Source organism: Klebsiella sp. Shm-1 (assembly GCF_040804525.1).
Taxonomy (GTDB): domain Bacteria; phylum Pseudomonadota; class Gammaproteobacteria; order Enterobacterales; family Enterobacteriaceae; genus Klebsiella; species Klebsiella pneumoniae.
The window spans coordinates 1,973,192-1,995,131 of sequence record NZ_CP161823.1 but is presented as its reverse complement, the minus strand read 5'-3'; the positions used below and the strand labels follow the sequence as shown (position 1 = coordinate 1,995,131).

19 protein-coding genes are annotated in these 21,940 nt (G+C 61.7%); 5 read left to right on the top strand and 14 right to left on the bottom strand.

All coding sequences use genetic code 11. The features are described from left to right. Positions 1–65: 65 nt before the first annotated feature. The 6 genes from AB1E37_RS09655 to nasR form a co-directional block, all read right to left on the bottom strand. Positions 66–2,666: a nitrate reductase gene (locus AB1E37_RS09655; RefSeq protein WP_004898965.1), complete on the bottom strand. Its 2,601-nt coding sequence runs from the start codon at positions 2,664–2,666 to the stop codon at positions 66–68. Continuing rightward, positions 2,666–6,733: a nitrite reductase large subunit NirB gene (nirB, locus tag AB1E37_RS09650; protein WP_004898968.1), complete on the bottom strand. Its 4,068-nt coding sequence runs from the start codon at positions 6,731–6,733 to the stop codon at positions 2,666–2,668. Before nirB ends, AB1E37_RS09655 begins: the two co-directional genes overlap by 1 nt. Positions 6,734–6,743: 10 nt before the next feature. Beyond that, a complete protein-coding gene (locus AB1E37_RS09645; protein WP_004145418.1) occupies positions 6,744–7,532 on the bottom strand; it encodes an ABC transporter ATP-binding protein in 789 nt (262 codons plus the stop codon). Positions 7,533–7,541: 9 nt separating this feature from the next. Then, positions 7,542–8,426 (bottom strand): nitrate ABC transporter permease, encoded by an 885-nt coding sequence (ntrB, locus tag AB1E37_RS09640; protein WP_004898970.1) that lies wholly within the window; start codon positions 8,424–8,426, stop codon positions 7,542–7,544. A gap of 1 nt (position 8,427) precedes the next feature. Next, positions 8,428–9,684, bottom strand: a complete 1,257-nt coding sequence (locus AB1E37_RS09635; RefSeq protein ID WP_004175561.1) for a CmpA/NrtA family ABC transporter substrate-binding protein — start codon at positions 9,682–9,684, stop codon at positions 8,428–8,430. Between the two features lie 242 nt (positions 9,685–9,926). Then, positions 9,927–11,108 (bottom strand): nitrate regulatory protein NasR, encoded by a 1,182-nt coding sequence (gene nasR / locus AB1E37_RS09630; RefSeq protein ID WP_029884258.1) that lies wholly within the window; start codon positions 11,106–11,108, stop codon positions 9,927–9,929. 67 nt (positions 11,109–11,175) lie between these two features. Between nasR and AB1E37_RS09625 the strand changes: the two genes are divergently transcribed. Further along, on the top strand, positions 11,176–11,529 hold the full coding sequence (locus AB1E37_RS09625) for a DsrE/DsrF/TusD sulfur relay family protein (RefSeq protein ID WP_002910380.1): 354 nt from the start codon (positions 11,176–11,178) through the stop codon (positions 11,527–11,529). A 237-nt stretch (positions 11,530–11,766) separates the two neighbouring features. Continuing rightward, entirely contained in the window at positions 11,767–12,009 is a 243-nt protein-coding gene (locus tag AB1E37_RS09620; protein ID WP_002910387.1) for a DUF1883 domain-containing protein, read from the top strand. A 217-nt stretch (positions 12,010–12,226) separates the two neighbouring features. Here AB1E37_RS09620 and AB1E37_RS09615 read toward each other — a convergent pair whose 3' ends face one another. Both AB1E37_RS09615 and chaB read right to left on the bottom strand, forming a co-directional pair. After that, the gene (locus AB1E37_RS09615; RefSeq protein WP_004152258.1) at positions 12,227–12,907 is read right to left on the bottom strand and encodes a gamma-glutamylcyclotransferase; all 681 of its coding nucleotides are present in this window, start codon (positions 12,905–12,907) and stop codon (positions 12,227–12,229) included. Between the two features lie 136 nt (positions 12,908–13,043). Next, on the bottom strand, positions 13,044–13,274 hold the full coding sequence (gene chaB / locus AB1E37_RS09610) for a putative cation transport regulator ChaB (RefSeq protein WP_002910389.1): 231 nt from the start codon (positions 13,272–13,274) through the stop codon (positions 13,044–13,046). A gap of 263 nt (positions 13,275–13,537) precedes the next feature. On the opposite strand from chaB, the gene chaA reads away from it, so the two are divergent. Beyond that, positions 13,538–14,638: a sodium-potassium/proton antiporter ChaA gene (gene chaA / locus AB1E37_RS09605; protein WP_002910392.1), complete on the top strand. Its 1,101-nt coding sequence runs from the start codon at positions 13,538–13,540 to the stop codon at positions 14,636–14,638. A gap of 86 nt (positions 14,639–14,724) precedes the next feature. Here the strand turns inward: chaA and kdsA are convergent, their stop codons facing one another. From kdsA to hemA, 6 genes are read right to left on the bottom strand one after another with little or no spacing between them, the layout of a single operon-like run. Continuing rightward, positions 14,725–15,579, bottom strand: coding sequence for a 3-deoxy-8-phosphooctulonate synthase (gene kdsA / locus AB1E37_RS09600; protein WP_002910393.1), 855 nt, complete (start codon positions 15,577–15,579; stop codon positions 14,725–14,727). 39 nt (positions 15,580–15,618) lie between these two features. Next, positions 15,619–16,431: an invasion regulator SirB1 gene (sirB1, locus tag AB1E37_RS09595; RefSeq protein WP_002910395.1), complete on the bottom strand. Its 813-nt coding sequence runs from the start codon at positions 16,429–16,431 to the stop codon at positions 15,619–15,621. A gap of 3 nt (positions 16,432–16,434) precedes the next feature. Then, positions 16,435–16,827 (bottom strand): invasion regulator SirB2, encoded by a 393-nt coding sequence (gene sirB2 / locus AB1E37_RS09590; protein WP_004145428.1) that lies wholly within the window; start codon positions 16,825–16,827, stop codon positions 16,435–16,437. After that, complete coding sequence (gene prmC, locus AB1E37_RS09585; RefSeq protein WP_032447666.1) at positions 16,827–17,675, bottom strand: peptide chain release factor N(5)-glutamine methyltransferase; 849 nt, start codon at positions 17,673–17,675, stop codon at positions 16,827–16,829. Before prmC ends, sirB2 begins: the two co-directional genes overlap by 1 nt. Continuing rightward, entirely contained in the window at positions 17,675–18,757 is a 1,083-nt protein-coding gene (prfA, locus tag AB1E37_RS09580) for a peptide chain release factor 1 (RefSeq protein WP_002910403.1), read from the bottom strand. Before prfA ends, prmC begins: the two co-directional genes overlap by 1 nt. 42 nt (positions 18,758–18,799) lie before the next feature. Next, complete coding sequence (hemA, locus tag AB1E37_RS09575; RefSeq protein ID WP_002910404.1) at positions 18,800–20,056, bottom strand: glutamyl-tRNA reductase; 1,257 nt, start codon at positions 20,054–20,056, stop codon at positions 18,800–18,802. Between the two features lie 270 nt (positions 20,057–20,326). On the opposite strand from hemA, the gene lolB reads away from it, so the two are divergent. Both lolB and ispE read left to right on the top strand, forming a co-directional pair. After that, positions 20,327–20,938: a lipoprotein insertase outer membrane protein LolB gene (gene lolB / locus AB1E37_RS09570; RefSeq protein WP_002910405.1), complete on the top strand. Its 612-nt coding sequence runs from the start codon at positions 20,327–20,329 to the stop codon at positions 20,936–20,938. Then, positions 20,938–21,786 carry a 4-(cytidine 5'-diphospho)-2-C-methyl-D-erythritol kinase gene (gene ispE, locus AB1E37_RS09565; protein ID WP_004898981.1) on the top strand — a complete coding sequence of 283 codons (849 nt, stop codon included), beginning with the start codon at positions 20,938–20,940 and terminating at the stop codon, positions 21,784–21,786. The genes lolB and ispE overlap by 1 nt, the downstream gene beginning before the upstream one ends. The last annotated feature ends 154 nt before the right edge of the window (positions 21,787–21,940 follow it).

Below are 21,940 nucleotides of genomic sequence, written 5' to 3'. Positions count from 1 at the left end.
CAGGAATAAGCTGAAACCGGTTGGGTAAGGTGCCGCCCAACCGGAGGCGTCGCTGCGCGCCACCGTTACGCCCGGGTTCGTTGCGCCGCCAGCAGCGCGTTGAGCTCCGGCACGCAAGAGCCGCAGTTGGTCCCGCATTTCAGCTTCCCACCCAGCGCCCCGACGCTGGCGCAGCCGCTGGCGATGGCCTCGTTAATTGACCATTCCCCCACCCCAAAGCAGCTGCAGACGATCCGCCCCCGCGGCGCGACGGCGGCGCCCGGTCGGCCGCTAAGCAAGGCATGTCGTTGGACAGCATCGGACGGCGGCGCGGCAAAGGCAGCGCTTATCCATGCGCAATCCACCGCCGGCTCGCGCGCATCGCTCCACCAGCCGAGCATCAGCCTTCCCTGATGCCAGGCCAGCAGGTTCCACACCGCGCCGCCGTCAGCCACCTGTAACTGCCAGCCGCGCCGGGCGCACCACGCGCTGAGCCACTGTCGGGCAGATGCCTCCCCGGCCAGCGAGTAGTGCAGCACGCCTGGCGCCGCCCGCCGCCGCCAATGCCAGGCCGCAGGAAATGGTAGCGGTTCGCGGCAAAAAAGCTCGCTGTGCCAGGCCGGTTGCCAGGCGGCGATCGCCACCGCCGCCTGTTTACTTTCCGGCTGGCCGGAATACGGGTCCGTGACGGCGGCCAGCAGGTTATTCACCCGCCCCTGACGGGCAAACTGGTTGTTCCAGTGCATCGGAACAAACAGCGAGCCGGGGCGCTGCCCTTCGCTGATCGCCACTTTCGCCACCATCACCCCATGCCGCGACCAGATCCGCGCCAGCCCGTCAGCGGGAAGCTGATAGCGAACGGCATCCTGCGGCGCCACCTCCACCATTGGCTCCGCGATATGCTGCATCAGCCGCGGCACTGCGCCGGTACGGGTCATGGTGTGCCACTGATCGCGGATCCGCCCGCTGTTGAGGATCAGCGGATAAAAGGCATCGGTTGTCGCCCGGGTCGGTTGAGGCGTCACCGGCACCATCCGCAGCCTGCCATCGCCATGCCAGCCGCGCGTGATATCCCAGGCGGCCTCGCTGCGGCTGACCGGCCAGCGCACCGGCGGCATGGCGTCCCACGCCTCACGGCTGAGATCCGCCAGCGCGCCGATATCAAACGCCCGCTGGCCGTCGTTTTCGAAACCGGACAGCGCCGCATGCTCGCGGAAGACGTCATGCGGATGCTGCCAGGCAAACGCCTCGCGATACCCCAGCGCCTGGCCCACTCTGGCGATGATCCACCAGTCCGCTTTCGCCTCCCCCGGCGGCGGCAGAAAGCTGCGCTGACGGGAGATCCGCCGCTCCGAGTTGGTGACCGTGCCATTCTTCTCGCCCCAGGCCAGCGCCGGAAAGCGGATGTGGGCGAAACGTCCGGTATCGGTCTGGGCGGCGACATCCGAGACGATCACCAGCGGACAGGCGGCCAGCGCCTGGCTCACCGCGTGGCTGTCAGGGAGCGACACCACCGGGTTGGTACCCATGATCCAGACCGCTTTGACCTCGCCGCGGCCAATGGCGGCAAACAGCTCCACGGCGGTCAGCCCGGGGGTCTGCGCCAGCCGTTCCGTCCCCCAGAAGCGGGCCAGCCGCTGCAGATCGTCTGGCACAAAATCCATGTGCGCCGCCAGCATCGTCGCCAGCCCGCCGACTTCGCGGCCGCCCATGGCGTTGGGTTGACCGGTCAGCGAAAAGGGGCCGCAGCCGCGGCGGCCATACTTCCCGCTGGCCAGATGGACGTTGATGATGGCGTTACATTTGTCGCTGCCGCTGGCGGATTGATTGATTCCCATGGTGTAGAGGGTGATCGCCCGCGGGGCGGCGATGAACTCGCGATAGAATCCCGCCACCTCATCGGCAGGCAGACCGCAAAAGGCCGCCACCCTCGCCACGTCCCAGCCGCGGGCGGCGGCCAGCGCCTGCGGGCCGTCGCGAAAGCCATCGACGCAGGCTCCTGCCTCAGCCAGGGCGTTAAGCAGCCCCACAAACAACCCGCCGTCGCTTCCCGGAGCCAGCGCCAGATGGCGGTCGGCGATCTCGCAGGTAGCGGTGCGTCGGGGGTCGATCGCCACGATCCGCAATCGGGGATTATCCCGCTTCGCCTGCGCCAGCCGCTGGAACAGCACCGGATGCGCCCAGGCGGCGTTCGAGCCGACCAGCACCACCAGATCGCTGTTTTCCACATCATCGTAGCTGCAGGGCACCACGTCGGCGCCAAAGGCCCGCTTGTAGCCAGTGACCGCTGACGACATGCACAGCCGTGAATTGGTATCGATGTTCGCCGCGCCGATAAACCCTTTCATCAGCTTATTGGCGGCATAGTAATCCTCGGTTAACAGCTGGCCGGAGGCGTAAAAGGCCACCGCTTGCGGTCCGTGCTGGTCGATGATCTGTCTCAGGCGCGCAGCGGTTTCCGCCAGCGCCTGAGGCCAGGCTACCTGCTGGCCGTCGACCTCCGGCGTCAGCAGCCGCCCCGCCAGACCCGTGGTCTCCCCTAAGGCGGCCCCTTTGACGCACAGACGGCCGAGGTTCGCCGGGTGCTGATCGTCGCCGCGCACGCTCACCTGCCCCGCGTCGTCCACGCTCGCCAGCACCCCGCAGCCTACGCCGCAGTAGGGGCAGGTCGTTCGGATGGTCTTCATCAGGAGGCCTCCGCGCGAGCCAGCAGCTGCTGGTTGCCCACCCACACTTTGCCGTTTTCTACTTTCACCGGCCAGGCGCGTACCGCCTGTTCGTCGCCGTCGCACGGCCAGCCGTCGCGCAGGCGTATCCGCTGTTTGTACAGCGGGGAGATCACCACCGGCTCGCCGCCGACGTCCCCTAACAGCCCACGCGACAGCACGTTGGCCGCGCTGCCCGGCTCGCGGTTGTCGAGGGCGTAGACCCGCTCGCCGAAGCGGAACAGGGCAATCTGCCGCTCCCCTAAGCGGGCGCCGATCCCCGCCTGCGCCGGAATGGCGTCAAGATCGCATACCGCCTGCCACGGTCGGGATGGGAGTTCGCCTTCGGGCAACGTCTCAGTCAGCAGCGGCTGCGGCTGACCGCGCAGATCGCGGCGCTGCACAGCCTCGTCGGGCTGGTCGCTATTAACGAAGGAGCGGAACAGCGCCAGACGCTGCGGATCGTTGAGGGTGGTCTGCCACTCGCACTGGTAGCTGTCGACGATCCGGGCCATCTCCTGCTCCAGCTCCTCGCCAATGCCAAGACTATCCTCCAGCACCACCTGCCGCAGATAGGCGACGCCGCCCTCCAGGTTATCCATCCAGGTGCTGGTTCGCTGCAGGCGATCGGCGGTACGGATATAGAACATCAGCAGACGATCGATGCTGCGGATCAACGTCGCTTCGTCGAGATCGCTGGCAAACAGGTCGGCGTGACGCGGTTTCATCCCGCCGTTGCCGCAGACGTACAGATTCCAGCCTTTGTCGGTGGCAATCACCCCGATATCTTTCCCCTGGGCTTCAGCGCATTCGCGGGTGCAGCCGGAGACCGCCATCTTGATTTTGTGCGGGGCGCGTAGCCCTTTATAGCGATGCTCGAGCCGTACCGCGAGCCCGGTGGAGTCCTGCACGCCGTAGCGACACCAGGTTGAGCCGACGCAGGATTTCACCGTGCGCAGCGACTTGCCGTAGGCGTGGCCGGTTTCAAACCCGGCGTCGGCCAGCTCGCGCCAGATAGCCGGCAGCTGTTCCAGCCGCGCGCCAAACAGGTCGATGCGCTGGCCGCCGGTCACTTTGCTGTAGAGCTGGTAACGTTTGGCGATCTGCCCGATGGCGATCAGTCCGTCCGGCGTCACTTCCCCTGCCGCCATCCGCGGCACCACCGAATAGCTCCCGTCCTTCTGGATATTGGCGAAATAGCGGTCGTTGGTATCCTGCAGCGGCAGGTGCGCCGGCTTCAGCAGGTACTCGTTCCAGCAGGAGGCCAGCACCGAGGCCACCAGCGGTTTGCAGACATCGCAGCCGTGCCCCTGGCCGTAGCGGCTAATCAACTGCTCGAAGGTATGGATATGGTTAACCCGCACCAGGTGGTAGATCTCCTGGCGCGACCACGGGAAATGTTCGCAGACGTCTTTTTTCACTTCGACGCCCTGCTCCGCCAGCTGATACTCCATCACCTGTTTCACCAGCGCGCTGCAGCCGCCGCAGCCGGTAGCCGCTCTGGTGCAGCTTTTTATCGCCGACATATCCCCCGCCCCATTGTTCACCGCCTGGCAGATATCGCCTTTGCTAACGTTATGGCAGGAGCAGATCGGCGCGCTGTCCGGCAGCGCCGCGACGCCGAGCGCCTTCGGCGCGGCTCCCTCCAGCGCGGGCAGGATCAGACTCTCCGGACGCGGCGGCAGCGCCATGCCGTTCAGCATCATCTGCAGCAGCGTGGCATAGTCGCTGGCATCCCCCACCAGCACGCCGCCAAGCAGGGCTTTGCCGTCCTGACTGACGACGATTTTTTTGTAAATCTGCTGCGGACCGTCGGTCCATTGATAGCTCTGACAGCCCGGCGTGCGCCCCTGCGCATCGCCAAACGAGGCCACGTCGACCCCCAGCAGCTTCAGTTTGGTGCTCATGTCGGCGCCGCTAAAGCTGGCGTCCTCTCCTGCGAGAGTGGCCGCGGCGATGCGCGCCATCTGATAGCCCGGCGCCACCAGACCGTAAATTTTATTGTCCCACAGGGCACATTCGCCTATCGCCAGCACGTCCGGGTCAGAGGTACGGCACTGGCCGTCGATGTGAATTCCCCCGCGTTCGCCCACCTGCAGCGCGCAGCCGCGGGCCAGCGCGTCCTGCGGGCGGATCCCCGCCGAGAAGACCACCATGTCGGTCCGCAACGCGCCGCCGTCGGCAAAGTTCAGCCGCAGGCCGTCGGCCTCGCGCACGATGGCGGTGGTCGCTTTGCTGGTATGCACCCCCACGCCGAGGGCGACAATCTTCTCCCGGAGCATCGCCGCCCCGCCGTTATCCAGCTGGACGGCCATCAGGTTCGGGGCAAACTCCACCACCTGCGTCTCCAGCCCCAGCTGTTTCAGGGCGTTGGCCGCCTCCAGCCCCAGCAGCCCGCCGCCGATAACCACCCCGCTCTTCGCCGCGGCGGCATGGGCGGCGATACGGTCGAGATCGTCAAGAGTGCGGTAGACAAAGCACCCCGCGAGATCGTTACCGGGGATTGGCGGAACAAAGGGATACGAGCCGGTCGCCAGCACCAGTTTATCCCAGTGGATTTCATGCCCCTCGGCGTCCCGTACCAGCCGTGCTTCGCGGTCGATGGTCGCCACCGCCTCGCCGAGGCGGAGTTCAATACCATGTTCAATAAAGAAGTCCCCGGCCGCCAGCGACAGCGACTCGGCGCTGCGTCCGGCAAAATACTCGGAGAGATGTACCCGGTCGTAGGCGGGATAACGCTCTTCGCCAAACACCACGATTCGATATTGCTGATGCAGATTGCGGCTCACGCATTGCTCGAGAAAATGGTGGCCGACCATGCCATGTCCCACCAGCACTAATACAGGTTTCGTCATCGTCATTATTCCTGCAGCCTGCGGCTGCGTTGAAGAGGTGTCAAAAAGCCAGTCCACGGTGGCAGGCTCATCGCTTTCCAGGCGCGCGGTGAGCGCGGCGGCGGCGGTGCAGTCGCCCATCAGCAGCACGCCGCGCAGGCGGCCATCGCGCAGCATCAGGCGGCGATAGTGGCGGTCGATGGGGTCCCAGCTGGTATAAATGTCATCCTGTTCGCCGGCCTGCTGCTCGCCAGCGCTAAAGAGTTCAATGCCGGTGACCTTCAGGCGGGTCCCGGCGTCCTGCCAGACAAAGCCCTCGCCGGGGGCGCCGCACAGGCGATCCGCCAGCACCTCGGCCTGACGCAGGCAGGGAGCCACCAGTCCCCAGGTCTGGCCGTCAATTTCGCAACATTCGCCGATGGCGCTGATCCCCGGCAGCGAGGAGGCCATCTGACGGTCGACCACGATCCCCCGCTGGCACAGCACGCCGGACTGCGCCGCCAGACGGCTGTCAGGCTGCACGCCGGTAGCCAGCACCACTCTGGCGGCGCGGAATACGCGCCCGTCCGCCAGCCGCACGCCATCGGCGTCGATGGCGGCGATGCGGCACTCCAGCACGCAGCGAATGCCGCGCGCTTCAAGCTGCTGCCTGAGCTCATCGGCGGCAAAAGCGTCGGTCAGCGGCGCCATTAATCCGCTGCCGCGATGCAGAAGAGTGACCTCTCCGCCGTGACGACGCAGCGCCGCCGCCGCTTCCACCCCCAGCACGCCACCGCCAATCACCACCGCCGGGCCGGGTATCGCCAGAATACGTTCCACGTCCGCCAGGGTGCGGAAGGGCATAACCTGCGGACGATCAATGCCCGGCAGCGGCGGGATAAAGGGCCGCGAACCGGTGGCGAACACCAGCTCATCCCACGGCAGCCAGGTTTCCGCGATGCGCAGCCGCCGTTGCTGAATATCGACTTCATCGACCGCCTCGCCAGACCGCAGGCACACCCCGTGCCGGGTGTACCACTCCGCCGGCAGCAACGGGATCTGCGCCGCCGTTTTTTCACCTGCCAGCAGCGGCGAGAGCTGAATGCGGTTATAGGCCGGGTGCGGCTCGTCGCCGACGACGGTAATGGCAAACCGCGCGGGGTCGCGCTCAACCAGCCGCTGCACCAGCCGGGTGGCCGCCATGCCGTTACCGATCACCACCAGTCGCCGCGTCATGACCGCCTCCTTACGCCGCTTTCGGCTGTTTTTCATACAGGAAATGGAGGATCTGCTGGCGCAGATGGTGATACCGGCTGTCGTCCGCCAGCTGAACGCGGTGGCGCGGACGCGGCAGATCGACCGCGAGGATCTCGCCGACCGTCGCCGCCGGACCGTTGGTCATCATCAGCACCCGATCCGAGAGCAGCACCGCTTCATCAACGTCGTGGGTGATCATGACGATGGTGGTATTGAGCTCCTGCTGGATATGCATCACCGTGTCCTGGAGGTGGGCGCGGGTCAGCGCATCCAGGGCGCCGAAGGGCTCATCAAGCAGCAACACTTTCGGCTTCATCGCCAGCGCCCGGGCGATACCCACCCGCTGCTTCATGCCGCCGGAGATCTCCCCGGGACGTTTGTGCAGCGCATGACCCATCTGTACGCGCGCCAGGTTGTGTTCGATCCACTCCCGGCGCTCACTCTTGCTCATGGTGCGACGGAACACCTGATCCACCGCCAGCGCCACATTGTCGAAACAGCTCAGCCACGGCAGCAGCGAGTGGTTCTGGAAAACCACCGCCCGCTCCGGCCCGGGACCGGCGATTTCCCGGTTATCACACAGTAGTCCGCCCTCGGTAGGGGTGGTGATCCCGGCGATCAGGTTTAGCAGGGTCGATTTTCCGCAACCCGAGTGGCCGATCAGGCTAATGGTCTCCCCTTCGACGATATCGAAGGAGACATTCTGCAGCGCCAGGAACTCGCCGCTGGCGGTGTTGAAGCGTTGGCTGACGGCCTGCACCTGAATTAATGGTTTCATGTTGGCTCCTTATTTTTCCTGCCAGCTAAAGCGGCGAGCGAGCAGCATCAGGCCCTGCTCCAGCAGCAGGCCGACGACGCCGATAATGACGATGGCGATGATGATGTTCTCCACATTGAGGTTGTTCCACTCGTTCCAGATCCAGAAGCCGATCCCCAGCCCGCCGGTAAGCATTTCCGCCGCCACGATCACCAGCCAGGCGATGCCGATGGAGAGGCGCACGCCGGTAAGCACCGCCGGCAGCACCGCCGGAAAGAGGATTTTGCGCATCACCGTCCACTCCGAGAGCTGGAGGACGCGGGCGACGTTGAGATAGTCCTGCGGGATCCGCCGCACACCCTCCGCGGTGTTGATCACCATCGGCCAGATGGAGCAGATAAAAATGGTCCAGCTGGAAGCCGGCTCCGCCTTCTGGAACAGCAGCAGGCCAATCGGCAGCCAGGCCAGCGGGCTGACCGGGCGCAGCAGAGCAATCAGCGGATTAAACATGCGGGCGAAGAACAGCGAACGGCCGATCAAAAACCCCAGCGGAATGCCCGCCAGCGCCGCCAGGCCGAAGCCCACCGCCACGCGCTGCAGGGAGGCCAGCACGTTCCAGCCGATGCCCATGTCATTGGGCCCGTCCTGATAGAACGGATCGGCAAACAGGGTCAGCGCCGAGTCCAGCGTGCTCAGCGGCGTGGGAAAGCCTTTGCTATGCATCGCCGCCAGCTGCCAGGCCAGCAGCAGCACTCCCAGCCCCAACAGCGGGGGCAGCAGGCGCTGGGTGAGCTCACGCAGCCAGCGCGTGACGGCCGGCGTGGTGCACCGGACCTGCACCGGCGGCAGGATAATCACTTCGCCAGGCGCGTTGTCCACGCTGACGACCGGTTGCTTACGTTGTGCCTGCTTCATCTCATGCCCCCTTACGTTGAATAGAGAAATGGCGGGCGTAGCCTTCCGGGTCGGACCCGTTCCATACCGTCCCGTCCATTAGTGTGCTGCTGCGCATCCTGGCTGCCGGCGCGCTGATCCCTCCTACCGCCTGGGCGGCAGCCTGCCAGACATCGATGCGGTTAATGCGCGACGCCACCGCGAGGTAATCCGGAGCCTGCTTCAGCAACCCCCAGCGGCGGAACTGGGTGAGGAACCACATCCCGTCCGACAGCCACGGGAAACTCACCTCGCCCCCGGCCCAGAAGCGCATCGGATGGGCATCCTGCCAGCGGCGGCCAAGGCCGTTGTCATACTCTCCAAGCATCCGGCCGGTGAGGTATTGCTCCTTGGTATTGAGCCAGCCGCGTCTTGCGAGCAGGCGGGCCGTCTCCCGGGTGTTCTCCGGCGAGGCGGCGATCCAGCGCTGCGCCTCCATCAGGGCCGCCACCAGCGCGCGGGCGGTGTTCGGGTTGCGTTCCACCCAGTCGCGACGGGTGCCCAGCACCTTTTCCGGATGCTCGGGCCAGATATCCTGGGAAGTGGCCGCGGTGAAGCCGATACGGTCGTTAATAGCGCGGGCGTTCCACGGCTCGCCGACACAAAAGCCGCTCATATTGCCGATGCGCATGTTCATCACCATCTGCGGCGGCGGCACCACGACGGTGCGCACATCGTTGAAGGGATCGATGCCGGCGCTCGCCAGCCAGTAGTAAAGCCACATGGCATGGGTGCCGGTAGGAAAGGTATGGGCGAAGGTGTAACTGCCCGGCGCGCTGCGGTCGATCAGCCGCTTCAGCCCGCCGAGGTCGGTCACCCCTTTCTCCTGCAGCTCGCTGGAGAGGGTAATCGCCTGGCCATTGCGGTTGAGGGTCATCAAATTGGCCATCGCCTGCGGCTTGCTGGCGATCCCCAGTTCGAGGCCGTACAGCAGGCCATAGAGAATATGCGCCGCGTCGAGCTCGCCGGCCACCAGCTTGTCGCGCACCGCCGCCCAGCTGGCTTCCTTACTCGCCACCAGGGTGATGCCATATTTTTGGTCAAACCCCTTCGCCGCGGCGATGGCCAGCGGCGCGCAATCGGTCAGCGGAATAAATCCGACCCGCACGCGGGTTTGCTCCGGTTTGTCCGAGCCGCCGGCCCAGGCGGCCTGCATCACGCCCGGCAGCAGCATCGCGCCGCCCAGCGCGGCCCCTGCCTGCAGCAAGCGCCGCCGGGAAATTGAAAATTTGTCGCCCATATCCGCTCCACCATGCGCAAAAAAAAAGCGCCCGACAGTGCATACACACTGCAGGACGCCTTTATCCACGGACACCCGAACCGCCATTGGTTCGTTGCCCGGACTTTTATTCACTTAATAAGTAATGCAAACGGGATGCCAGCTTTGGCAATAGCGCGCTGGCGGGCTTTTTCCCAACGCTGGCCGGTTTTTCACCTAAAAGTGCACCGCCGGCAGGCAAAGAATGCCCATCGATTGTGCATCTACTCCTTTGGTGTTAGCGGCCAAATCGCCTTCACCATCAGCAGCGCGCGGGCTATCTCAACCATGCGCTGATTTTTGTCCATGGCCATCTTGCGCAGCGTCTGCCAGGCCTGCTCCTCCTGCATTCCCTGGTGCGTCATCAGCAGAATTTTCGCTTTTTCGATCAGCTTGCGCTCTTCGAGCGCGTCTTTCAGCGAGGCCAGCTGGCTGGAGAGCTGCTGCAGCTCATAGGCCTGCTGGCGCACCAGCGGCAGTAGCTGTTTATCGAGCCGTGGCGTCACGCTATCGTCTTCCTCTCCGGCCTGCCAGCCAGGCGCGTCGTCTGCTAACAGCGCGTCGGTGGCATCCAGCAGATCGTCGATCAGTTGCTCTTCCACTTCGCGCAGTTGCTCAAGCCGTTGGGTTTGCAGGCCAAACCAGCGCAGCGCCGTTTCCCCGCCGTCGGCAGCCGGCTGGCGGGTACAGGCGATCCGCCGCAGCTGTTCAATATCCAGACCGGCGTGGCACTGGGTTCTGAACAACTGGACGGTCGCCGGGCTGCCCAGCGCCTGAAAGCTGTCGAAGCAGGGCTGCTGACCGTCAATACGGTCCACCAGCTGCTGGCGCAGGCTGTCGCTGAACTCGCCGCGGGTAAAGCCCAATGCTCCCAGCGCGCGCTCCTGGCCCACCAGCTCTTTTCCCTGCATAAAGCTGTACAGGGCGACCATCCGACCAGCCACCGGCGGATCGTCAATGCTGTCATTGAGCTGCGGGGCGATGTTCAGCAGATGGCGGATGACGCGGCTGAACTGCTCCGTCGCGGCTTCAGCGGCAATTTGCCGGCGGCCGATCTGCGCGCGTAGCGCCGGGAGCTGCGCCAGCTCGTCAACCGCTCTGGCGATACGCCAGCACAGCGCGCTGCCGGCTACCGCGCGCGCCCGTTCGAGGCTGGCATAAAACAGGGCTAGCCGCTCGTCAACCAGCGCCCCTCCCGCCCGACACTCCGCTGTATACAGCAAGCCGCCCGAGCAAAGATAGATATTCGACGCCCCGCGCTCACACTGCAGCATATGCACCAGCGCGCTGAGCTGGCTGGCCAGTTCCCCCAGTTGGCTAAGCTGCTGAAGCTTTTGTTTTTGCAGGCGACGCGCCAGCTGCAGCCAGGCCGTCGCATCGTGCGCATGACCAGTCGTATTATTCATACCCCTCCTCCGGGTTAACGCTTTATACTGCCTAAAGCAATAACCGTGCCTTTAAGAAGGAGTTTGTATGCAACGTATTGTGATCATCGCCAACGGCGCCGCCTACGGCAGCGAATCCCTGTTCAACAGCCTGCGCCTGGCCATTGCCCTGCGCGAGCAGCAGTCCGACCTCGATCTCAAGCTGTTTCTGATGTCCGACGCCGTCACCGCCGGGCTGCGGGGGCAGAAGCCGGCAGAAGGGTATAATGTGCAGCAGATGCTGGAGATCCTCACCGCCCAGCAGGTTCCCGTGAAGCTGTGTAAAACCTGCGCGGACGGCCGCGGGGTCAGCGCACTTCCGCTGGTTGACGGCGTGGAGGTTGGCACTCTCGTTGAGCTGGCCCAGTGGACCCTGGCGGCAGATAAAGTGCTGACCTTCTGAATCTGGGGCGCCAAACGGCAGGAAATATCAGGTTTCGCCGCCTGCAGAGATAAAAAAAACGTTAGCTGAATGCTTTCAGGAACAACGTCATTTTTGTTTAATCTTTATCCCTTTTTTTGATCAAAATCAGCATCCCGACCCGCGCCGTTTGGTGTGATGCACAGAGCAAAGTGTGAACAATATCACGCGAGGACTGGGTGGGCAGGATGCTGTAGCGGGACAGAAACGGGGTATAAAATGGCGATGGTTAAAGCAAGTTTGACGTTATTTGGTGGTGACACGCTGGTGGTGCGGTGCTCAGAGCGCTGCCATATTCATCTGATGAGCGCGAAGGTCCCGGGCGACAGTCATGCGGATATTCTGAGCGTGCAGGATCGGGACAGCGCCTATCTGACGGTGCCCTACAGCGGCACCTGGAACGTGCTTATCGACAGTCACAGCCAGTCGCTGGAGCACTCCATCAGCTACGTGCCGGCCTGACCGTCACTGCCAGAACACACGCCCGGTCATGCCGGGCGTGAGATTCATGACAAACCTCATGCAATCATTGTACTTGCAGATTGCACCAGAAAAATAACAAGGAAAATCAATTTATTGATTTTCGGCTGATAACCACCAGTAAGGAAAAACCACGCTTTTTCCTTACTGGTCAGCAATCGGACGCCCGGTCATGCCGGGCGTTTTCTTTTGCGCGCGCTCAGGCCAAGCCCGGCGTCGGACTCTCGCCCAACAGCGCACGGACGCTGGCCACCAGGTCATCGAGACTGGCATCGTGCATGCCCAGCTTGCGCAGCGCCTGCTCAAGCGAAAACAGATACTGGGCGTTGGTGCCGAGCGGCCCGCTGGCCCGGGCGATCAGCGGGGCGATAACCTGGGCACTGGTATCCGGTTCAAACAGTGGATGGCGCGGATCCATAATAAACACCAGGGCATTCACCGTCCGTCCGTCGTCCAGCTCCAGCTTGCACCAGGTGGGCAGATAGCAGCCGGTGATCATCTCCCGCTTCCACAGCAGGGTCAGCTCCTCCTCCAGCGTGTCGTCAGGCAGACGATAGGCGACGCCGGTGGTTCGGCCGCCCTCTTTGAGGGCCAGCATGCGTCCCGGCTGGCAGGCACTACCGCGCCCGGCGGTCAACCGCAGGCAAAACGCGCGGTGCCAGCCCGGCAGCGTGCCGGTGCAGGACTCGCGATAATTGAGCGCCGGGTTCCAGATAAGCGAACCGTAGCCAAAGATCCATACTGAGCCATCATCCGGGCGGCAGGCCAGCGTCGCCGCCAGCGAGGCTGCACGTTGTTCTGCCGACCAGAGTAGCGATTCCTCAATAGCGCCAAACGCTGTCTTACAATCCGCATTCATTAAGAAATCACGAGTTAACACTGTTTACTACCTCCGCCACTGCCCGCTTCCCGGCGTTCGTCTCATGCATCCGTCAATATTGCTGAAATATTATCCAGCTTTATCTTTCAATAAGCAATCAGCGGGGCGCTGGCAAGCGAAAAAGCGGCGTCAGCGATTATTTTTTCTTATGCCACTTATCATCATCGCCTTTCTCATAGCTGTTCTTCACCGCCGCCCAGGCGACTTTGTGCGCCGTCTCTTCGCGGCTGGCGTCATCGCGCCGCTCGTCTTTATCTTTATATTGATCCCAGGCGCTGTTAAACGCTTCTTTATAAATTTCCTGCGCATGGGCAGGCAGTACATGCTGAACGCTGTCGGGGAGTTCTTGTTTACTGCGATAGGGCATACTGACCTCCTGTTTAGGCATTAAGTTTAAGTCTGGTACGCAGTCGGCTGGCTATCAAGGTCAAAATGAGTAGAAAAATTATTTTAGTAATTATCTGAATAATAAGAACTAAATATAAGTAAACATAAATTATAATAAACTAATCAAGATATCCCTCGATACCCGTAAATTTAAGTAAAAAACCAGCGGTAATTTAGCAAGATCTGTTACTTTACCGCCCTACGTTTTTATAATTATAACACCTGCATAAATGGAGATGGTTCATGACCCATGCACATGAGGCGGTAAAAACCCGCCATAAGGAGTCTTCCCTCGTCTTTCCGGTGCTGGCGCTGGCGGTGCTGTTTTTCTGGGGCAGCAGCCAGTCACTGCCAGTGGTTATCGCGATCAATATCCTCGCGCTGGTCGGCATTTTGAGCAGCGCCTTCAGCGTGGTCCGCCACGCCGACGTCCTCGCCCACCGCCTGGGCGAACCCTATGGCTCCCTGATTTTAAGCCTGTCGGTGGTTATCCTTGAGGTCAGTTTGATCTCTGCCTTAATGGCCACCGGCGACGCCGCGCCGACCTTGATGCGGGATACCCTCTACTCCATTATTATGATCGTCACCGGCGGTCTGGTCGGTTTCTCTCTGCTGCTGGGCGGGCGTAAATTCGCCACCCAATATATGAATCTGTTCGGCATTAAGCAGTATCTTATCGCCCTGTTTCCGCTAGCGATTATCGTGCTGGTCTTTCCGATGGCGCTGCCGGGCGCGAACTTCAGCACCGGGCAATCGCTGTTGGTGGCGGTAATTTCGGCGGCCATGTACGGCGTTTTCCTGCTTATTCAGACCAAAACCCATCAGAGCCTGTTTGTTTATGAGCATGAAGACGACAGCGACGATGACGACCCGCACCACGGTAAACCGTCCGCCCACAGCAGCGGGTGGCATACCGCCTGGCTGCTGGTGCACCTGGTGGCAGTGATCGCGGTTACCAAAATGAACGCTAACCCGCTGGAAACGCTGTTGACCAGCATGAATGCCCCGGTGGCCTTTACAGGCTTCCTGGTGGCTCTGCTGATCCTGTCGCCGGAAGGCCTTGGCGCCCTGAAAGCGGTGCTCAACAATCAGGTTCAGCGGGCGATGAATCTGTTTTTCGGCTCCGTGCTGGCCACCATATCGCTGACGGTCCCGGTGGTCACCCTCATCGCCTTCCTGACCGGCAATGAGCTGCGCTTTGGCCTTGGCGCCCCGGAGATGGTGGTGATGGTCGCCTCGCTGGTGCTGTGCCATATCTCCTTCTCCACCGGACGCACCAATGTGCTGAACGGCGCGGCCCACATGGCGCTGTTCGCCGCCTATCTGATGACCATTTTCGCCTGACCCCGCTTTCCCACCCGGCGGAGTCCGGGCGAAAAAAAGCCTGCCGGTTTTGACGCCGGCAGGCTTTTTTACTGATGCAGTCAGGCTTACTTGCTGGTATCCAGCTCGTCGAAGCTTTTCACCAGATCGTCAATCGCTTTCATCTGTTTGAGGAACGGCTCCAGTTTATCCAGCGGCAGCGCGGACGGGCCGTCGCATTTCGCGTGGTCCGGATCCGGATGCGCTTCAATAAACAGACCGGCGATACCTACCGCCATACCGGCGCGGGCCAGCTCGCTCACCTGCGCACGACGACCGCCGGAGGCTGCGCCAAACGGGTCGCGGCACTGCAGCGCGTGGGTGACGTCGAAAATGACCGGCGAGTTGTTGGAGGCTTTCTTCATCACGCCGAAGCCGAGCATATCCACGACCAGGTTGTCGTAACCGAAGTTAGCGCCGCGATCGCAGAGGATTACTTTGTCGTTACCCCCTTCGATAAACTTATCGACGATGTTGCCCATCTGACCCGGGCTGACAAACTGCGGCTTCTTGACGTTGATCACCGCCCCGGTCTTCGCCATCGCTTCCACCAGGTCAGTCTGGCGCGCGAGGAAAGCCGGAAGCTGGATCACGTCCACCACGTCAGCCACCGGCTGCGCCTGGCTGGCTTCATGAACGTCGGTGATGATTTTCACGCCAAAGGTCTGCTTCAGCTCCTGGAAAATCTTCATCCCTTCTTCCAGACCCGGCCCACGATAGGAGTGGATGGAGGAACGGTTGGCTTTATCAAAGGAGGCTTTGAAGACGTAGGGAATACCAAGCTTCTGCGTAACGGTGACATAATGTTCGCAGATACGCATCGCCAGGTCGCGCGACTCCAGCACGTTCATCCCGCCGAACAGCACGAACGGCAGGTCGTTCGCTACGTTGATATCACCAATGCTAACCACTTTTTGTTTCATAAGTTCGCCTTATCAGGGTGTAACCGGAATGGTTCCAGACTAATGCAATGTAATTTGTTTATGCGAAATCGTGTTGATCTGCGCGCGGATCATCTCGCTGATCGGATCCTCCGGGCACTGCTCAACGAAATAGCTCAGATCCAACAGCGCCACGTGATCGCAGTCCAGCTGGGCGTATATCAGCCCGCGGTCGCGGATCTCATACGGATCTTCCGGATTAAACTGCAGCAGCGCTTCGCTGGCGCGCAGGGCCAGCTCCATCTGCCGCTCTTCCATCAGCGCCGACTTCAGGGTGTCCAGCAGCTTGCGGATCACCTCGGCGTTATCCGCTTCGTCGAGATCTTCATTAAACAATTCCGCCACCGGCCCAATGTTGCCCTTGAGCCATACCTCCAGGGTATGCTCGTCGAGGGTCTCGCCGTTAAACGGATTAATCAGCCACATCTCTTCGCTGGTTTCCGGGTCCGCACGCAGCAGCATCTGGGTCGGGAAGATCACCGGCACCACCGGCAGCGCCAGGCGCTGGGCGATCCACAGCAGGATCGCGCCTAACGACACCGCGCTCCCCTGGCGGTTAACCAGCACTTTATCCAGCCATAGCGCGTCGGAAAGACGATACACGCCCTGCGAGGCGCCAAAGCCCCACTCGTCGTAAAACAGCTCCAGCAATCGTTCTATCTGGCGCTCCTGGTCCCACGACGGCGCAATCTCCTCCTGCGCGAGGCGCAGCAATCGCTGCAGCTCTTCCTCGACAAAACGCGACGGAAAATCGTCGCGGACCTGTTCAGAAATGAGGACCATGCCATCACACAATGGCGCTTTGTTAAATTCGAAATCCGCTAATGACCCCATGACCTACCCCAGTATCGGTATTCTTGTGATGGCGAGTTGAATGATGATAAACAACACCACCAGCGCCAGCAGGAACGCGATAAAGCGGCTCTGCTGGCTGCGCGGACGACGACGGCCCAACGCGATAAAACCTAATGCGATGTAAATGATAACGCCAAACAGCTTTTCAGTCAGCCATGCGCCGTCTTCTGTGAACGGCAGGTAGTGCGTTATCGCCATTAACCCTGCGCCGCTGAGAAACAGCAGCGTATCGCTGCAGTGCGGCGCAATTCGCACCCACCGCTGGTTCAGCAGCGGGCTCTGGTGATACATCCACCAGTAACGTAAAACGAACAATCCTACCGACACCGCCACTGTGGCAATGTGCAGGTAGAGGACAGCCGTGAATAAGTTCATCAGCCAACATTCTCCATGTCGGGTAAACGTCCGAGGGTCAGACGCTCATTGTCGCCATAGTCGCGACAGGTCGCGACGTCCAGATAGCCCGCTTCGCGGAACAGCGCGCGAACCGCCTCGCCCTGAGTCCAGCCATGCTCCAGCAGCATCCAACCGCCGGGCTGCAGATACTGCCGTCCCTCGCGGATGATATGCGCCAGATCGGCCAGCCCCTGGTCGCCTGCGACCAGCGCCGTCAACGGCTCAAAGCGCACATCGCCTTCGGCGAGATGCGGGTCGGCGGCGTCGATATAGGGGGGATTGCTGACGATCGTGGCGAAGCGCTGCCCGTCCAGCGCGCTAAACCAGTCGCTTTGACTTATCGTCACGTTAGCGATGCCCAGATGTTCGGCATTGTGCAACGCCAGCGCCACGGCGTCCGGCATCACGTCCACCGCGGTGACCTCACAGTCCGGACGTTCGCTGGCCAGCGCCAGGGCAATGGCGCCGGTCCCGGTGCCGAGGTCGAGAATACGGCACGGCGCGGTTGGCAGACGCGCCAGCGCCTGCTCTACCAGACATTCGGTATCCGGGCGGGGGATCAGCGTCGCCGGGGAGACGAACAGCGGCAGCGACCAAAACTCGCGCTGTCCGACCAGATGAGCAATAGGTTCCCCGCGCTGGCGTCGCACCAGGAGCGCCTCCAGCCTCGCCGCCTCGTCAGCAGAGAGCGTCGTTTCACCGAAGGCCAAAATCCAGGTTCGCGCCCGGCCGGTAACGTGTCCCAGCAAGATCTCGGCGTCGCGTCGCGGGCTGTCGCTCTCCGCCAGGCGGGCGATCGCCTGCTGCAGCCAGGCCTGAAAGGTCATCATTCCTGCTCGGACAGCGCCGCCAGCTGATCGGCCTGATGTTCCTGGACAATCGGCTCAATCAGCATGTCGAGTTTGCCCTCCATCGCCTCATCCAGACGGTAGAGCGTCAGGTTGATGCGGTGGTCGGTCACGCGGCCCTGCGGGAAGTTATAGGTGCGATTGCGGTCGCTGCGGTCGCCGCTGCCCAGCAGGTTGCGGCGCGTGGAGGCTTCCGCCTGCTGACGTTTGGCCACTTCGGCGGCGCGGATGCGCGCGCCCAGCACCGACAGCGCCTTGGCTTTGTTTTTATGCTGAGAACGCTCGTCCTGGCACTCCACCACGATGCCGGTGGGCAGGTGGGTAATGCGGATAGCCGAGTCGGTGGTGTTAACGTGCTGACCGCCTGCCCCGGAGGAACGGAAGGTATCGATGCGCAGATCCGCCGGGTTAATGTCCGGCATTTCGGCTTCCGGCAGCTCCGGCATCACCGCCACCGTACAGGCGGAGGTGTGGATCCGCCCCTGCGATTCGGTGGCCGGCACACGCTGCACGCGATGGCCGCCGGATTCAAATTTCAGCCGACCGTAAACGCCGTCGCCGCTGATCTTGGCGATCACCTCTTTAAAGCCGCCGTGCTCACCTTCGTTGGCGCTGAGGATCTCTACCTGCCAGCGGCGCGATTCTGCGTAACGGGTGTACATGCGGAACAGATCGCCGGCAAACAGCGCTGCTTCGTCGCCGCCGGTCCCGGCGCGCACTTCCACGAAGGCGTTACGCTCGTCATCAGGATCTTTCGGCAGGAGGAGAACCTGCAGCTGTTGCTCCAGCTGGTCGCCTTTTTCTTTGGCGTCACGCAGCTCTTCCTGCGCCATTTCGCGCATTTCCGGATCGTCGAGCATCATCTGCGCGGTTTCAATATCCTCCTGCACCTGACGCCAGTCGGTATAGCAGCGCGCCACATCGCTCAGTTGAGCATACTCCCGCGACAGCGCGCGGAATTTATCCTGATCGGCAATCGTCGCGGCATCGCCGAGCAGCGCCTGCACTTCTTCATGGCGCTCGTACAACGCTTCCAGTTTGGCAACAATAGAAGACTTCATAGGCGTGAATTCACCCTGTCCTGAAAATAAGAGAAAGGTGCGCTATTCCAGCCCGAGGCTGTTGCGCAGAATATGCAGACGTTCGTCGTCCCCGTCACGGGCGGCCTGCTGAAGAGATTTGGTTGGCGCGTGGATCAGGCGGTTAGTGAGCTTGCGCGCCAGATCCTGCATAATTTCCTGGGCATCACCGCCCTGCTCCAGCGCGGCCAGCGCTTTCGCCGTCAGCTCCTCACGGACCTGCTCAGACTGAGAACGGTATTCGCGAATGGTCTCGCTGGCGCTCTGCGCGCGCAGCCAGGCCATAAATTCGCTGGTTTCCTGCTCGACGATCGATTCCGCCTGCACCGCGGCAGCCTTACGCTGCGCCAGGTTATGCTGAATGATGTTTTGCAAATCGTCGACGCTGTAGAGGTAGGCGTTAGCCAGTTTGCCGACCTCTGGTTCAACGTCGCGCGGGACGGCGATATCCACCAGCAGCATCGGCTGGTTACGCCGCGCCTTAAGCGCACGCTCCACCATGCCTTTGCCGATGATCGGCAGCGGGCTGGCGGTGGAGCTGATAATGATGTCGGCCTCTTTCAGCCGTTCGTCGATATCGCTGAGGGCTATCACCTCGGCGCCCACTTCCTCCGCCAGCGCCTGGGCGCGTTCACGGGTGCGGTTGGCGATCACCATTTTGCGCACGTGATGTTCGCGAAGATGGCGCGCTACCAGCTCAATGGTTTCACCGGCGCCGACCAGTAACACGGTGACGCTGGAGAGCGATTCAAAGATTTGCCGCGCCAGGGTACAGGCGGCGAAAGCCACAGAGACCGCGCTGGCGCCGATATCGGTTTCGGTACGCACGCGCTTAGCCACTGAAAAGGATTTCTGGAACATCCGCTCCAGCTCGCTGACGTTAAGATGGCCGCGGCTGGAGTCGGCGAAGGCTTTTTTCACCTGGCCGAGGATCTGCGGCTCGCCCAGCACCAGCGAATCGAGGCCGCTGGCGACGCGCATCAGATGGCTGACGGCGTCATTATCCTGATGCCAGTAAAGGCTTTTTCGCAGGTCTTCTTCGTTGAGGCCGTGGTAGTTGCACAGCCAGCGGATCAGCGCTTCCTGCAGGTTATCCTGCTCTTCGACGCTGAGATAGAGTTCCGTGCGGTTGCAGGTCGACAGCACCACCCCACCCTGCACCATCGGCTGAGCCAGCAAGCTCTCCAGCGCCTTATCGAGCGTTTCCGGCGAAAACGTGACGCGTTCTCGCAGGGCGACCGGAGCTGTTTTGTGATTGATGCCAAGAGCTAAAAGGGTCATTGTGAGGGAGTAGTACCAGCGTTGCTAAGGTTAGTCTGAGTGCATCATACAGGATGCGCGTAATCAATAAAAGAGAGGCTCCCCTTTTGGAGTAATAGTTAAAGCAAGACCGCCATTAAGGTTAATTTTTTGATTTCAGACAACTTGAACGTAGACGCTATCGCCCGGCGACGCTAGCATTAAGGGTTATAAATGTAACCTGCTACACAAATCGGCCCGCTGTTCCCTGTCGCCGTTTTTCCCTGTAGACATCAAGGATTTGTCATCATTATGAATCGACTGTTCCGCCTGCTGCCGCTGGCCAGCCTCGTCCTCACCGCCTGTTCTCTTCATACGCCGCAAGGGCCTGGCAAAAGCCCGGATTCGCCGCAGTGGCGTCAGCACCAGCAGGCTGTCCGCAGCCTCAATCAGTTCCAGACCCGCGGGGCGTTTGCCTATCTTTCCGATGAGCAAAAAGTCTATGCCCGCTTCTTCTGGCAGCAAACCGGCCAGGACCGCTATCGCCTGCTGCTGACCAACCCGCTGGGCAGCACCGAGCTGTCGCTGACCGCGCAGCCGGGCAGCGTGCAGCTGATCGATAACAAAGGCCAGACCTATACCGCCACTGATGCCGAAGAGATGATTGGCCGTCTGACCGGGATGCCGATCCCGTTGAACAGCCTGCGCCAGTGGATCATCGGCCTGCCGGGCGACGCCACCGACTATTCGCTGGACGATCGGTACCGTCTGCGTGAACTGAACTATACGCAAAACGGCAAAACCTGGCACGTGACCTACGGCGGCTACACCAGCGATACCCAGCCAGCCCTACCGTCCAATGTCGAGCTGAACAATGGCGCTCAGCGCATCAAGTTGAAGATGGATAACTGGATCGTGAAATGATGACCCGCTGGCCCTCTCCTGCAAAACTGAATCTGTTTTTATATATCACCGGCCAGCGGGCCGATGGTTACCATACCCTGCAAACGCTGTTTCAGTTTCTCGATTACGGCGATACGTTGACCATCGAACCGCGTACTGACGGCCAACTGCGCCTGCTGACGCCGGTGGCCGGCGTGCCGGACGAGGAGAATCTGATCGTTCGCGCCGCGCGTCTGCTGATGCATGCCGCCAGCGAAAGCGATCGCCTGCCGGCGGGCAGCGGCGCCGATATCAGTATCGATAAGCGCCTGCCGATGGGCGGCGGCCTGGGCGGTGGCTCCTCCAATGCCGCCACCGTGCTGGTGGCGCTCAACCATCTGTGGGGCTGCGGTCTCTCGGAAGATGAGCTGGCGACTCTTGGCCTTCAGCTGGGGGCCGATGTGCCGGTTTTCGTGCGCGGCCATGCCGCCTTCGCCGAGGGGGTGGGTGAAATACTGACGCCGGTAGAACCCGAGGAAAAATGGTACCTGGTGGCCCACCCGGGGGTCAGTATTCCGACGCCGATCATTTTTCGCGATCCGGAGCTACCACGAAATACCCCGCGCCGGTCAATTAATACGTTATTAAATTGTGAATTCAGCAACGATTGCGAGCTTATCGCAAGAAAACGTTTTCGCGAGGTTGATGCCGCGCTTTCCTGGCTGTTAGAATATGCGCCGTCACGCCTGACCGGCACAGGGGCCTGTGTTTTTGCTGAATTTAACACCGAATCCGCTGCCCGTCAGGTGCTGGACACTGCCCCGGCATGGCTAAATGGCTTTGTGGCGCGCGGAGTTAACCTTTCGCCGCTCAAGCAGGCCCTGCTCTGAATCCTGCGCCGTGATGGCACATTGATAATGAGTCAGCCGGGGAAATTGAGTTACGGTGACAACGTCACCCTGTTCCAGACGTTGCATCGTGCTCTTTAAATACACCGACTGGATCGAATGGCGCCATCCCGCACATTATTGGCCCATTCATCCA